Here is a 13,996-nt window from a genome sequence, read left to right on the forward strand (position 1 = left end):
GGAACGCCACATTCGCGATGGCTGGGGGGCGGGTATAACTAACAGACACCCAATCGACATGCGAGGAAAGCGTTATGCGTTATCAAAAACTGGGCAATACCGGACTGTTTGTTTCTGAACTCTGCCTCGGCACCATGACCTTCGGCGGCGAGGGCGGCATGTGGGGCAAGATTGGCCAGCTAAGGCAAAACGAAGCCGAGCAGCTGGTGGGCCGCGCGCTGGACGCGGGCATCAACTTTATCGACACTGCCGACGTCTATTCGGAAGGACGCTCGGAGGAGATCCTCGGGCAGGCGCTGAAAAACCTGAACGTTCCACGTGAAAACGTGGTGGTCGCCACAAAGGTGTTTGGTGAAACGGGCACGGCGGGAGTGAACTCACGCGGCGGCTCGCGCTATCACATTATCGACAGCGTAAAGGAGAGCCTGCGCCGCCTGCAGCTCGATCATATCGATCTCTATCAGCTGCACGGTTTCGACCCCGCGACCCCCATTGAGGAGACGCTTTACGCACTGGATAACCTTGTACAGCACGGTCACGTGCGATACATCGGCGTCTCGAACTGGACTGCGTGGCAGATTGCCAAAGCGCTCGGTATTTCTGAACGTCTTGGGCTGGCGCGTTTCGCATCGTTGCAGGCGTATTACACCATTGCCGGACGTGACCTGGAGCGCGAGCTGGTGCCGATGATGCAGAGCGAAGGCGTCGGATTGATGGTCTGGAGCCCGCTGGCGGGCGGCCTGCTGAGCGGAAAATACGGTCGTGACGGGCAGAGCGAAACCGGAGGCCGCCGTCTGGAATTTGACTTCCCGCCGGTGAATAAAGATCGCGCCTTCGACTGCGTGGACGTAATGCGCGTCATTGCCGAGCGTAGGGGCGTCTCCGTGGCGCAAATCGCGCTGGCATGGCTGCTGCATCAAAAAGCGGTGACCAGCGTCATTATTGGTGCGAAACGCGTCGATCAGCTGGACGATAATATTGCCGCCACCGGGATCCGCTTAAGCGAAGACGAGCTTAAACAGCTTGATGCCGTCAGCGCGCTGCCGCGCGAATATCCAGGCTGGATGCTGGAGCGGCAGGGGGAATACCGTCGTAGTCAGCTCGCGCAGCAGTAACCTTCCTTTTCCCCGGTGGCGCTTCGCCTACCGGGGCTACTATCTCTGGTCTTTATTTCAACCCACCTCACAAAAAATACTCCTTCTCTTTGCCTGATGTTTGATCTCGATCTATATGACTAGTCATGAAATTTAAATGACTAGTCATATAGGGAGAGACCATGAACAAATCACTGCAAGCCAACTTTTTATGGGGCAACTCGGTATCCAGCATGCAGACGGAAGGGGCATGGAATGAGGGCGGGAAGGGGATGTCGGTATATGACATTCGGGAAGCAGGAGAAAACATCTCCGACTGGAAAGTGGCGACCGACTCCTATCACCGCTACCGGGAAGATTTCGATCTAATGCAGGATCTGGGCATGAACTGCTACCGCTTCCAGATCTCCTGGAGCCGCGTCTGCCCGCAGGGTGACGGCGAGTTCAACGCCGAAGGTATCGCGTTTTACGACCGCTTTATTAACGATCTGCTCGCCCGCGGTATTGAGCCGATGGTCTGCCTCTACCACTTCGATATGCCGCTGGCGCTGGCGCAGGAGTACAACGGCTTCAACGACCGCCGGGTGATGGAGGCCTTTATCCGCTACGGCAAGAAGATGATCGACTGCTACGGCGATCGCGTGAAGTACTGGCTGACCTTCAACGAGCAGAACATTTTCCATATGCCGGAAGCTTTTCGCATTTCCGGTTACATGAAAGGCGAGCAAACCCTGCGCGAGCTGTATGAGCTTCAGCACCATGCGATGGTGGCGCACATGACTCTGACCGAATACCTGCACCAGACTAAGCCAGGCAAGCTGATGGGCGGCATGCTGGCGCACCAGCTGATTTATCCGGCCACCTGCAAACCGCGTGATATCTTCTGCGCCCAGCAGTACGACGAATTCCTCAACCAGAACCTGCTGCGCGTCTTCGCGGGACAGGGCTACAGCCCGGCGGTGATGGCGGTGGTGGAGCAGGAGGGCTTCGGTGATATCTACCGCGCAGACGATCTCGCGCTGTTTGCGCGCACGAAGAACGACTTTTTGGCCTTCAGCTATTACGCCAGCAAAACGCTGGACAGCGATGCCATCCCGGAAGGCACGCCGGTGAACCATTACCTGCTGCATGGCGAGAAAAATAACCCGTACCTGAAAGCCACCGAGTGGAACTGGCAGATCGACCCGCTGGGCTTTCGCACCATCATCACCCGCTATGCCAACGACTGGCGGATGCCGGTATTCCCGATTGAAAACGGCATCGGCGTGATCGAGTCCTGGGACGGGGTAAACCCGATCGAGGACACCTACCGCATCGACTACCACCGGGCGCACATCGAGGCGATGAAAGCGGCAATATTCGAGGACGGGGCAGAGGTAATGGGCTACCTCGGCTGGGGCTTAATCGACATTCTCAGCTCGCAGGGTGACATGCGTAAGCGCTACGGCGTGGTCTACGTCAACCGTGAAAATCACGACCTGAAAGACCTTAAGCGCGTGCCGAAGAAGAGCTACGCGTGGTTAAAACAGGTTATCCATACTAACGGACGCGAGATGTAAGCCGTACGCTGCCGGGCCGTTTTTGTGACTGATTGATGGGAATACTCCGCTATGTCTGAAACAAAAATAACACCGCACATGCAGTCTTTTGTCGATAAATTTGTTGAGTTCTCGGCGCGCCTGGCAAACCAGGTACACCTGCGATCCCTGCGGGACGCTTTCGCCACGGTGATGCCGATTTTCATCCTCGCCGGTCTGGCGGTGCTGGTGAACAACGTCGTGTTTCCATGGGTGCTGGAAGGCGACACGCTCACGCAGTTTAAGGTGTGGGGCGAGGCGATTATCAACGGCACGCTGAACATCGCCGCGCTGCTGCTGGCGCCGATGATCGCCTGGTCGCTGGCGCGCAACAAAGATTTCGACAATCCGGTCTCGGCAGTGGTTATCGCCGTCAGCAGCTTCATCATCATGATGCCGATGCGCTTACAGATTACGCCTGTCGGCAGCGACGCCACGGTGAACGTCACCCAGGTGCTGACGTTCGCCAATATCGGCTCCACCGGCATTTTCGCCGGGGTGCTGATTGGGCTGCTCTCAACCGAGCTGTTTATCGCCATTTCACGGCTGAAGGCGCTGCACATTTCGCTGGGGGAGAACGTGCCTCCGGCGGTGAGCAAATCCTTTACCGCGCTGATCCCGACAATCCTTACGCTCTCCCTGTTTGCGGTGCTGGCGGCCATACTGGCGAACGTGCTGCATACGGATCTGATCCATCTCATTACGACATTCATTCAGCAGCCGCTGCGGCTGATCAACACCAGTCTGCCCGGGACGATCTTCATTTACAGCTTCGGTAACTTCCTGTTCACGCTCGGTATTCATCAGTCGGTAGTCAACAGCGTGGTGCTGGAGCCGTTTCTGCTGATCAACACCAACGAGAACATGCTGGCCTTTGCCAACGGCCAGCCGATCCCACACATCATCAACAACATTTTTGTGCCGACCTTTGGCATGGTGGGCGGGACGGGCAGCACTATCTCATTGCTGATCGCTATCTTCATCTTCTCAAGACAGAAATCAGCGAAGCAGGTGGCGCGTCTGTCACTGGCGCCGGGTCTGTTCAACATCAACGAGCCGGTGATTTTCGGCCTGCCGATTGTCTTTAACCTGCCGCTGATGATCCCGTTTGTGCTGCTGCCCGCCATCGGGATTTACTTTGCGTGGCTCTGTACCACGCTGGGTCTGATGTCGCGCTGCGTGGTGATGATCCCGTGGACCACGCCGCCGATCCTCAGCGCCTGGCTGGCGACGGCGGGGGACTGGCGGGCGGTGGTGGTGCAGTTGGCAATCATCGTATTTGGTGTATTCTTCTACCTGCCTTTCCTCAAGGTGGCCGAGCGAGTGGCCGTGAAAAACAGCGGGACAGAAAACTAATTTAAGGAAGGAAGATGGCGGCGAAGTACATCACCATAGCGCGGGAAATTAAGAAACGCATTATTACCCAGCAGTACGCCGCCAATGAACCGTTGCCGGACCAGTTCGCGCTGGCGGCGGAATTCAGCACCAGCCGGATGACCATTCAGCAGGCGATGCGTCAGCTGATCGTAGAAGGGCTGGTCTATACCCGGCAGGGACAGGGCACGTTCATCCGAAAAAATTTCCTCCAGCTTTCCCAGTGGGATCTCTCCGGCAGCGACTACTTCGGGGCGACCAAAACCTGGGAACATTTAGGCACGGTGAGCAGTCAGGTTGTGCACTTCGAACTGCGTTTCCCGAACGAGAAAGAGCAGGCCTCGCTGATGATAAATCCGGATACGCCGATCTATGACTTCATCCGTCTGCGTTTACTCAACGGTGAGCCGATGTCCCTGGACGCCACGGTGATGCCGCTCAATCTGGTGCCCGGCCTGAACAAAGCCCATCTTGAAAGTTCGGTATTCCGGTATGTGCAGGAGACGCTGGGGCTGAAGATCATGGGATCGTATCGTGTGGTGCGGGCGCTGAAGCCCAGTGCGCTGGATATGCAGCATCTGGTCTGTGAGCCAACCGACCCGGTGCTGGAGGTCGAGCAGGTGATCTATCTGGAAGATGGTACGCCGCTGGAGTACGCCCATTGTCACTATCGCTATGATCATGGCGGCATCGTAATTGTGAATAACGGATAAAAAAGCGGGCCTCGAGGCCCGCTTTGTTCGTGCTCGCGATTAGTTCAAACGCACCGGCATACCGGAACGGTTCTGAATCGCCTGGTCAACGATGGTCGTGTCAACATCCGCCTGAGAGGTAACGGACTGCACCGCGCTGGTCAGCTTAATCGGTACGATTTCGTTGTTATTGATCTGATCTTCGCTGGTGGACAGCGGGTTATGCACTTCAATGTAACGGCTGCCGTCCGGCTCTGACGTCGCTTTCACCGGTTCGTTAATGAACTGCACGCGCGTACCGACCGGCACGTTATCGAACAGGAATTTGATGTCTTCATTACGCAGACGTACGCAGCCGTGGCTTACGCGCAGGCCGATACCGAAGTTGGCGTTAGTACCGTGGATGGCATACAGACGACCAATGTACAGCGCGTACAGACCCATCGGGTTATCCGGGCCAGCAGGCACAACGGCCGGCAGCGGTTCACCGGCAGCAATGTACTCAGCGTGCATTTTGGCGGTCGGCGTCCAGGTTGGGCCCGCTTTCTTACGCTCCACTTTGGTGGTCCAGTTCAGCGGGGTGTCTTTACCCAGCTGACCGATACCGATAGGCAGAACGATCACGGTGTTGGTGCCCTTCGGGTAGTAATACAGACGCATTTCGGCGCTGTTAATCACGATACCTTCGTGCACGGTATCCGGCAGGATCAGCTGCTGTGGAATGTTGAGTACGGTACCCGCTTTCGGCAGATACGGGTCAACGCCCGGGTTCGCTTCCAGCATGTTAGACAGGCCGAGCTGATACTGCGCCGCGAAGTATTCCAGCGGCTGAGTGTTACCTTCCGGAACTGTCACCACCAGGTTTTCACCCACCAGACGGCTTCCGTCTGTCGGCAGGGGATACGTCACCGCAGACGCGGTCTTACAAAAACCTACTACGGCTAACGCCGCCGCAAAAAGCGTTGTTAATTTCATGTTCATGTTATGCGAGGTATCTAAGCCATTCTGGCGATGAGTTGAGAAGTCTGAATCTGTAATGGGAGCGCATTATATGTGCATTCCCGTTAACTGGGAATTCAGATGTGTACGAAATCACATTTTTTTCGATTTTGTTAAAGTTTAGTGGATTACCGCAACACAGGATCTCAATTCGGAATTGTGGCATAATGCCGCGTTTATCACACTTTTCGCAGGAATCTCTCCGTGTTAGTTACCAGCAACGTCACTATGCAGTTTGGCAGTAAGCCGCTGTTCGAAAATATTTCCGTCAAATTTGGCGGCGGCAACCGTTACGGCCTGATTGGTGCCAACGGTAGCGGAAAATCCACCTTTATGAAGATCCTCGGCGGTGACCTGGAGCCGACGCTGGGCAACGTGTCGCTCGACCCGAACGAGCGTATCGGTAAGCTGCGTCAGGATCAGTTCGCCTTCGAAGAGTTCACCGTGCTCGACACCGTGATCATGGGGCATGCGGAGCTGTGGGAAGTGAAGCAGGAGCGCGATCGTATCTACGGTCTCGCTGAGATGAGCGAAGAAGACGGTTACAAAGTGGCCGACCTGGAAACGCAGTACGGCGAAATGGACGGTTATTCTGCGGAAGCGCGTGCGGGCGAACTGCTGCTGGGCGTCGGCATTCCTGTTGAACAGCATTATGGTCCGATGAGCGAAGTTGCGCCAGGCTGGAAGCTGCGTGTGCTGCTGGCGCAGGCGCTGTTCTCTAATCCAGACATCCTGCTGCTCGACGAACCGACCAACAACCTGGACATCGACACCATCCGCTGGCTTGAGCAGACGCTGAACGATCGCGACAGCACCATGATCATCATCTCGCACGACCGTCACTTCCTTAACATGGTGTGTACGCACATGGCGGATCTGGATTACGGCGAGCTGCGCGTTTATCCGGGCAACTACGATGAGTACATGACGGCGGCAACCCAGGCGCGTGAACGTCTGCTTGCCGACAACGCCAAGAAGAAAGCGCAGATTGCGGACCTGCAATCCTTCGTGAGCCGCTTCAGCGCCAACGCCTCTAAATCGCGCCAGGCAACGTCGCGTGCCCGTCAGATCGACAAAATCAAGCTCGAAGAGGTAAAAGCCTCCAGCCGTCAGAACCCGTTCATTCGCTTCGAGCAGGACAAGAAGCTGTTCCGTAACGCGCTGGAAGTGGAAGCCCTCACCAAAGGCTTCGATGAAGGCCCGCTGTTCAAAAACTTCAACCTGCTGCTGGAAGTGGGCGAGAAGATTGCTATCCTGGGTGCCAACGGCGTGGGTAAATCTACCCTGCTGAAAACTCTGGTGGGCGAAATGCAACCGGATAACGGTACCGTGAAATGGTCTGAAAACGCGCAGATTGGTTACTACGCGCAGGACCATGAATATGAGTTCGAAAACGATCTGACCGTCTTCGACTGGATGAGCCAGTGGAAGCAGGAAGGCGACGACGAGCAGGCGGTACGCAGCATTCTGGGGCGTCTGCTGTTCAGCCAGGACGACATCAAAAAGCCCGCCAAAGTGCTCTCCGGTGGTGAAAAGGGCCGTATGCTGTTCGGCAAGCTGATGATGGAAAAACCGAATATCCTGGTGATGGACGAACCAACCAACCACCTGGATATGGAATCGATCGAATCCCTGAACATGGCGCTGGAGATGTATCAGGGCACCCTGATCTTCGTCTCTCACGACCGTGAGTTCGTTAGCTCCCTGGCGACCCGCGTGATCGAAATCACGCCAGAGCGCGTGGTGGACTTCACCGGTAACTACGAAGATTACCTGCGCAGTAAAGGTATCGAGAGTTAAAAAAATAGCCGGGTGGCGGCTTCGCCTTACCCGGCCTACGTTCTGTCACCTCTCCCTGTGGGAGAGGGTTAGGGTGAGGGCATCAGGCCGTACTAAACCACCCACTCGCCCCCTTCAACCCCGTTCACCCGCAGCGTACGTTTTTCCCCCGTCGGTAACGACACCTTCAGTGCCTTCCATGCCGGACGATAGTCGCCGCGCGCATTCACCTTCAGGTTGATACTTGCGCCGTCGCACACCATCTCCCATTCCACCCACAGCGCATTGCCGTTCAGGTAGCCCCAGCTTTCGCCGTCATCCTCAAACAGCAGCCCGGAGGTGGTGCCGACGCCTTTCACCGGGAACAGTTTTAGCTCACGGGTATCGTCTTTATCGGCGCTCACGTGACGGATGCGTTCGCTGAGCGGCAAACCGGCCCCTGCGCGCACCAGAAGCGGCAGCTTTTCCAGCGGCGCATCAAGGACGATCGATTGCCCGCCCGCATACCACGCGTGGGTGTAAAAATCGTACCAGCCGGTTTCGTTATCCGGCAGCCAGACGCGGCGCTCGCGCTGCCCGGCTTCGACGACGCTAGCCACCAGCAGGTCACGGCCCAGCAGGAAGTCGTCGCACTCTTCAAAGGTCTGCGCATCGTGCTCATGATCGAGGAAGGTCGGGCGCAGCATCGGCTCGTCGTCGGCGTGCGCCTGCCAGAGCAGGGTGTAGAGATACGGCAGCAGGCGATAGCGCAGTTCAATGGCGCTGCGAATCGCAGGGGTCACGCCCGGGTACATCCACGGTTCGTTCACGGTGCGATCGTCATTCCACGAGTGGATGGTAAAGCGCGGATGCATCACGCCGTTCTGTACCCAGCGCACGAACAGCTCGGCATCCGGCTTGTCGCCGGAGAAACCGCCGACGTCGTGACCGACGTTGAACAGTCCGGACAGGCTCATGCCCAGGCCCATGCGGATGTTATAGCGCAGGGTGTCCCAGTTGGTACGGTTGTCGCCGCTCCAGGTCTGAACGTAGCGCTGCATTCCGGCACAGCCGGAGCGGGAGATCAGATACGGACGTTTATCCGGCGCAAAGCGCTGCTGTGCTTCCAGCGAGGCGCGCATCATCAGCAGCGGCATCACCGGGCGAATATGCTTGATGGCGATCGCCTGGCCGAAGCCATAGCAGCGCGCCTCCCCGTCCCACACTTCATACTCGTTGTTGTCGTTCCAGGTGGAGTCGATGCCCATCTCCAGCAGCTGCGTGGTCACGCCGTTCTGCCACCACTGCACCGTCTGCGGGTTGGTGAAGTCGAGATGCGATCCTTCGTCATCCCAGAAGCTGGAACGTTCAGGCGCATCGGTTTCTGAATCGCGAATGAACAGGCCGCGTTCCGCCACTTCGCCGTAGCGGGGATGATCCTGCAACAGGCACGGCTTGATGTTTGCCGCAAGCCGCAGCCCCGCGTCGTGGAACGCCTGGCTCATCACCTTCGGCTGCGGCACTTTGTCGTAGTTCCAGTTAAAAACGTAGCGCTTGCCGTTAATCGAGGTATAGCCGGAGGAGAGCTGGAACGAGTCGCACGGAATGGCATGCTCATCGCACAGGCGGATGAAGTTCATCAGCTGGTCCTGCGCGTCCGGCGCGTCGGTGTAGTGCATGGTTGAGCCGCTGTAGCCCAGGCTCCACTTCGGTCCGAACAGCGTTTTCCCCGTCAGGCGCACGAAGGCTTTCGTCACGTCCAGCACGCGCTTGCCGGTGAAGAGGTAGTAGTCAATATCGCCCGCTTCCGCCTGCCAGCGGCGGTAGGCGGTGTGATAGTTGTCGATCTCGTTACCCAGATCCAGCCAGCAGCTGCTCAGGTTATCGTAGAACAGGCCGTAGCTCACGTCATCGCGACGGGTGAGGGTGAACGGGATGTGCTTGTAAAGCGGATCGGTGCTGGCGGCGTTATAGCCCATCGCGTCCAGGTTACGCATCTCATAGCGTTTGCCGTTACGCTGTAAATCCCCCGCTTTCTCACCCAGACCGTAAAAACGTTCATCCTTGCGACGGCTGAGATAGTGCGCCACGCCGTCACCGTGGGCATTGAGCAGGTAGGCGCTGGTGGGACGGTCGTTAACCAGCGGCTGCCACTCGCCCGCTTCATTGCGGTAGTGCCACTCCAGCCACAGGGGCTGGTGGACGGTGACGCGCAGCTGTTCGGTCGCTACGGTTAACGCATCGCCCAGCTGCGTCAGTGTCCAGGCCGGGCAGGTGAAGCCACTGACATCGTCACGACGGCGGCCTTCCCACGGTACGTCTTGTTCCGGCGCGATGCTCCAGGTGCGGTCCAGCGCCAGCTGGCCTTTACGCTTGATCAGCACGCGGAACAGATTCTCTTCCAGCACATACAGGCACAGACGGTGCTGGTTATCCACCAGCAGTTCCAGATGATTCGCCGACTGCGTATCGATGGTCCAGTTTTTCAGGGTTTTCATATGCAATACATCCACTATCAGGCGCGCTTGGCGCGACGTTCAGCAATAAATGCCACCAGGAAGAAAGCGCCAATCAGGTCAAAGAAGCCCATGGCGATAAAGAGCGGGTTGAAGCCGATTTTGTCGGCGGTCACCCCAATCAAAAGGGAGAACAGGAAGCTGGCGATCCACGCCGCCGAGCCGCGCATGCCGTTAACCGTCGCCATCTGGCCCTTGTCGAACGACTCCACGACCAGCGCGCTCAGCATGCAGGAGATGATCTGGTGGCCGAAACCGCCGATGGAGATCAGCACGATGGTGATATACGGGTCGCGGGTCACGGCCACAACGGCCAGAGAAATCATCAAAAACGCGCCGGTCACTGAACTTGCCACCACCGAGTTGACGCGGGTGCAGCCGAACCAGCGGGTATAAAGCCGGGTGAGGTAGCCGCTCGCCACGCTGCCGAGGTCGGCGGCGAGGAACGGCAGCCAGGCGAACATCGCGATCTGTTTCAAATCCATGCCGTGCTCTTTGGCGAGGTACAGCGGCACCCAGAAGCTCAGCACAGCCCAGGCGGGTTCCGCCATAAAGGCCGGAATGGCGATACCGTAGAACCGTTTGTTCTTCGAGACGGTTTTCAGCGCGGTCAGAAAGGGCAGCCTGACCGGTGCGGGTTCGTTATCCTGTTTGATAAACGCCAGCTCGTCGCGGCTCAGGTTCGGGTGCTGCTCCGGGTTGTGATAGAAGATCCACCACAGGATCACCCACAGCAGCGCCAGCACGCCGGTAAACATAAACGCACCCTGCCAGCCGAACGACGCATGAGCGAAGTAAATGATTGGCGGAGCCAGCATCGCACCGATGGAGAAGCCCACGCCCGCCCAACCGGCGGCAACAGGACGCTCTGATTTCGGGAACCATTCACCGATGGTTTTGGCGTTCGCTGGCGTGGCGGCGGCTTCGGACGCGCCCATAAAGAAGCGCAGGATCGCGAGATGCAGCCAGCTCCCGGCACCTGCGTGGAAGATACACATCAGCGCCCAAATCCCGGCGCAGACCATAAAGCCAATCTTGAGGCCGATAACGTCAATCAGCCAGCCGCAAAGGGGCTGGAAAATGGTATAGGCGATCTGGAACGCGCCGACGATCCACGAGTATTGCTCGGTGGTGATACCAAGGCTCTCTTTCAGCTCGGGGGCGAGAATACCTAACGAGTTACGGGTGATGTAGTTTACGGTCACGCCAAGAAGAAACAGCACCAGTACGTACCAGCGCAGATTCTTAATGACGCGACGGGTTTTGCTTGTCGCAACGGTGTTGTTGATGTCCTGACTCATTTTCTTCTCCACAAGACGGACGGTAAGGGACAAAGGTTCAGGTGTCACACAGCGTCAGGCGTTTGAGAGTTATCTGTTTTAGAGTGCTAAGCTGCTATACAACTAGTATGGAAGTTGTGTGACAGGTTCACCTTAAGAGAGAAATTGAGCAGGAAATAGTGGATTTTGTGCAAACTTTCTCATAACCGAGGTTTAATTTTCGGCATTATGGCCTTCTCGCAAGTTATTACCTGATAAAGATGTTGTGAAAATTTTTTCATTTCACATCCGGAGCCAGATCACAAAATGGATAAAAGGCTTAAAATCACCGAAATCGCCGCCCGTACCCGGCTCTCCATCAGCACCGTTTCCCGCGTGCTGGCGGGGAAGGCAAACACCAGCGAAAAAGCACGGGCAACGGTGCTGGCATGCGCGCGGGAGCTGGGGGTAATGGAGGGCATGGCGGCGGGGCGTCTGCTGCTTAACAGCCTGATGGTGTTTGCCCCGCAGCGGGCGTTTGATGAGCGGTCCGACATCTTTTATTACCGCGTCATCCAGAGCGTGAGCAAAGGGCTGGCTTCGCACGAGGTTCGCCTGCGTTACTGTGCGCTGGAGGAGAACGACAGCGATGCCCAGCTGTTTCTGGCCCGCATGAACGAAGTGGACACCCAGGCGGCGATCCTCCTCGGTATCGACGATCCGCATATCCACGATCTGGCGGTAGACGTGGGCAAACCCTGCATGCTGATTAACTGCCGGGACCGCCACATGCGCCTGCCCGCCGTCGCGCCGGATCACCGCGCCATTGGCGAGCGGGCGGCGGAGTACCTGTTCGAGATGGGGCACCGGGAGGTGATGAATGTGCTGTGTTTGCGTCGCTATACCATGGAGCTGCGCCTGTCGGGGATCCGCGACGCGTGGCACGGCCATAACCTCAGGTTTAGCGACCGGCGCGATCTGCTGATGGTGCCAAGCTTTAGCGCCAAAGAGACGGAGCAACTGGTGAGTGAGTGGCTTCACCAGCAAAAAGGGAAAGATCTGCCGACGGCGTTCCTGGTGGGCGGCGACTTTATGGCGGCGGGGACCATCAGCGCCCTGCAAAAACACGGTCTGCGCGTGCCGCAGGATGTCTCGGTGATGAGCATCGACGGCTTTAATCTCGCGGCGATTCAGGATGTGCCTCTGACGGCGGTGCATGTCCCGCGCGATGAGCTGGGAACAGAAGCGGTATATATGCTCCAGCAGCGGCTGATGCGCCCGGACGCGCCGGTCGGAACATTGCTGCTGAACGGCACGCTGGCCGTGCGGGAATCGGTACGGCGGATACGTCAGGGAAAACGACGCACCGCCGTTGAGCGGGAAGGGCTTTACGACAGTTAAGCCATGCCCAGCGCGCGCTTGCCGTGGATGTTCAGATCGTTCACGGTGAAACGGTCCTGCCAGCTTTTCTCATAATCCTCGCGCGGGAAATCTCCCGGTGACGCGCCGGTTTCCAGCGCTTCCTTGACCTTTTTCGCGTAGGCGAGGTTTTTCTCGCACATCGGCGCGGCAGGAATATACATCACGTTGCCCCAGCCCTGTTGGTTTTCCACCGGCGCGACCGAGTGGATCACATCGCAGTGCCACCAGACAGAATCACCGGCTTCCAGCGCGGGAATGCTGGTCAACGATTCGATGAGCAGCGGATGCCACTTCTCAGAAATCGGCAGCACGCGCCCCGGCGCCACGCCGCACAGTTCGTCTTCCGGCACGTCGTCCAGCAGCGGACGCAGCAGAATGTAAGCCATCGCTTCCGGGATCGGCACCACGTGCAGCAGTCCCTGGCCGGGGATCATGTCCGACAGTGCCGTCCAGCCCTGGAAGGTGCGGAACACGGAGCATTTGGTGGTGTTATCCACCGTGTACTCTTCCACCTCGGTACGGTGCGCAGCATTCCACGGATCGTATTTCTCAACGTTGCCGTCAAACACGCGGGCAAAGACCTGCTGATAAGCGGGCAGCAGCCAGCGCTCCAGCGCGCCGGAATCGGTGTGTGCGCCAAGTCCTTTCGAGGTTGTTCCTGGTGGGCGGCGGCGAATGCGGTCCGGATAAATTACGCTCACGTCCGGGTCGAACCACTGCTTACCGTTGCTCTCAAATGTCCATAAACGATTCAGGAACGACTGTACCTGTGCCATCTCTTCACTCTGGCGCGCCTGCATTTGCGCCTGAGACCAGTAGATCGGATAAATCTCCGGGCGAGAGGCCGTTAAGGTGCCGAAGAAGTTATCGCCGGGTCCTTTGTAAACCTCGTCAAACTTATTCAGATCGAGGTAGTCGAGCATCGATTGATCCCATGCCAGCGCCTGCTCGCGCGGGAAGTGGCCTTTGATCACCGCGCAGCCGCGACGTTTAACCGCTTCGCGCTGTTCGGCGGTGATCGTACCGTTTTTCACATCCGTAAAGGGGATTACCGGCCATACGGATTCACCTTTATTTTTAAGGGCATTAATTTCCGCCACGCGGGCGGCGATTTTGTCGCTAAGCCGGTCGAACACTGCCTGCACGTCACCGATCTGGGCCCGTAGCGCGCGTTTCATCTGACGAATTGCTGCTTTGTGGTCCGCTGGCAACGTTTCGCTGGTAAAGGTCATAACTGCCTCGCATCTTTCATTCGAAAGTAAAAGTGTCTACAAGTGATACTTTAAGTTAAAAATAAGTTAATGC

At 57.4% G+C, this 13,996-nt stretch carries 10 protein-coding genes; 6 read left to right on the forward strand and 4 right to left on the reverse strand.

The window, feature by feature from the left end; all coding sequences use genetic code 11:
- Positions 1-74: 74 nt before the first annotated feature.
- From ACQG2Q_RS07580 to ACQG2Q_RS07595, 4 genes are all read left to right on the forward strand, one after another.
- Complete coding sequence (locus ACQG2Q_RS07580) at positions 75-1,115, forward strand: aldo/keto reductase (protein WP_023299653.1); 1,041 nt, start codon at positions 75-77, stop codon at positions 1,113-1,115.
- 161 nt (positions 1,116-1,276) lie between these two features.
- Positions 1,277-2,653 carry a glycoside hydrolase family 1 protein gene (locus ACQG2Q_RS07585; RefSeq protein ID WP_063148408.1) on the forward strand — a complete coding sequence of 459 codons (1,377 nt, stop codon included), beginning with the start codon at positions 1,277-1,279 and terminating at the stop codon, positions 2,651-2,653.
- 51 nt (positions 2,654-2,704) lie between these two features.
- Entirely contained in the window at positions 2,705-4,027 is a 1,323-nt protein-coding gene (locus tag ACQG2Q_RS07590; protein WP_023299655.1) for a PTS sugar transporter subunit IIC, read from the forward strand.
- 14 nt (positions 4,028-4,041) lie between these two features.
- Positions 4,042-4,758 (forward strand): GntR family transcriptional regulator, encoded by a 717-nt coding sequence (locus tag ACQG2Q_RS07595; protein WP_032624601.1) that lies wholly within the window; start codon positions 4,042-4,044, stop codon positions 4,756-4,758.
- A gap of 39 nt (positions 4,759-4,797) precedes the next feature.
- Here ACQG2Q_RS07595 and ldtB read toward each other — a convergent pair whose 3' ends face one another.
- Entirely contained in the window at positions 4,798-5,718 is a 921-nt protein-coding gene (ldtB, locus tag ACQG2Q_RS07600) for a L,D-transpeptidase (RefSeq protein WP_063850238.1), read from the reverse strand.
- A 222-nt stretch (positions 5,719-5,940) separates the two neighbouring features.
- Here ldtB and ACQG2Q_RS07605 point away from each other — a divergent pair, with 222 nt between their 5' ends.
- Positions 5,941-7,536 carry an ABC-F family ATPase gene (locus ACQG2Q_RS07605; RefSeq protein ID WP_023299657.1) on the forward strand — a complete coding sequence of 532 codons (1,596 nt, stop codon included), beginning with the start codon at positions 5,941-5,943 and terminating at the stop codon, positions 7,534-7,536.
- A gap of 92 nt (positions 7,537-7,628) precedes the next feature.
- On the opposite strand, the gene ACQG2Q_RS07610 is transcribed toward ACQG2Q_RS07605, so the two are convergent.
- Positions 7,629-9,992: a glycoside hydrolase family 31 protein gene (locus ACQG2Q_RS07610; RefSeq protein WP_063850239.1), complete on the reverse strand. Its 2,364-nt coding sequence runs from the start codon at positions 9,990-9,992 to the stop codon at positions 7,629-7,631.
- 17 nt (positions 9,993-10,009) lie between these two features.
- The gene (locus tag ACQG2Q_RS07615) at positions 10,010-11,311 is read right to left on the reverse strand and encodes an MFS transporter (protein WP_023299659.1); all 1,302 of its coding nucleotides are present in this window, start codon (positions 11,309-11,311) and stop codon (positions 10,010-10,012) included.
- Between the two features lie 285 nt (positions 11,312-11,596).
- Between ACQG2Q_RS07615 and ACQG2Q_RS07620 the strand changes: the two genes are divergently transcribed.
- Entirely contained in the window at positions 11,597-12,670 is a 1,074-nt protein-coding gene (locus ACQG2Q_RS07620; protein ID WP_063850241.1) for a LacI family DNA-binding transcriptional regulator, read from the forward strand.
- Here ACQG2Q_RS07620 and ACQG2Q_RS07625 read toward each other — a convergent pair.
- The gene (locus tag ACQG2Q_RS07625) at positions 12,667-13,923 is read right to left on the reverse strand and encodes a DUF1479 domain-containing protein (protein ID WP_063850242.1); all 1,257 of its coding nucleotides are present in this window, start codon (positions 13,921-13,923) and stop codon (positions 12,667-12,669) included. The genes ACQG2Q_RS07620 and ACQG2Q_RS07625 overlap by 4 nt on opposite strands.
- Positions 13,924-13,996 lie beyond the last annotated feature (73 nt).

Origin of the sequence: Enterobacter cloacae complex sp. 370H10, assembly GCF_050031535.1 — a bacterium.
Classification (GTDB): Bacteria; Pseudomonadota; Gammaproteobacteria; order Enterobacterales; family Enterobacteriaceae; genus Enterobacter; species Enterobacter intestinihominis.

What these genes read in the sequence shown, in the direction of transcription:
- ACQG2Q_RS07580 (WP_023299653.1), top strand. Translation starts at nt 75, where the DNA reads ATGCGTTATCAAAAACTGGGCAATACCGGACTGTTTGTTTCTGAACTC.
- ACQG2Q_RS07585 (WP_063148408.1), top strand. Translation starts at nt 1,277, where the DNA reads ATGAACAAATCACTGCAAGCCAACTTTTTATGGGGCAACTCGGTATCC.
- ACQG2Q_RS07590 (WP_023299655.1), top strand. Translation starts at nt 2,705, where the DNA reads ATGTCTGAAACAAAAATAACACCGCACATGCAGTCTTTTGTCGATAAA.
- ACQG2Q_RS07595 (WP_032624601.1), top strand. Translation starts at nt 4,042, where the DNA reads ATGGCGGCGAAGTACATCACCATAGCGCGGGAAATTAAGAAACGCATT.
- ldtB (WP_063850238.1), bottom strand. Translation starts at nt 5,718, where the DNA reads ATGAACATGAAATTAACAACGCTTTTTGCGGCGGCGTTAGCCGTAGTA.
- ACQG2Q_RS07610 (WP_063850239.1), bottom strand. Translation starts at nt 9,992, where the DNA reads ATGAAAACCCTGAAAAACTGGACCATCGATACGCAGTCGGCGAATCAT.
- ACQG2Q_RS07615 (WP_023299659.1), bottom strand. Translation starts at nt 11,311, where the DNA reads ATGAGTCAGGACATCAACAACACCGTTGCGACAAGCAAAACCCGTCGC.
- ACQG2Q_RS07620 (WP_063850241.1), top strand. Translation starts at nt 11,597, where the DNA reads ATGGATAAAAGGCTTAAAATCACCGAAATCGCCGCCCGTACCCGGCTC.
- ACQG2Q_RS07625 (WP_063850242.1), bottom strand. Translation starts at nt 13,923, where the DNA reads ATGACCTTTACCAGCGAAACGTTGCCAGCGGACCACAAAGCAGCAATT.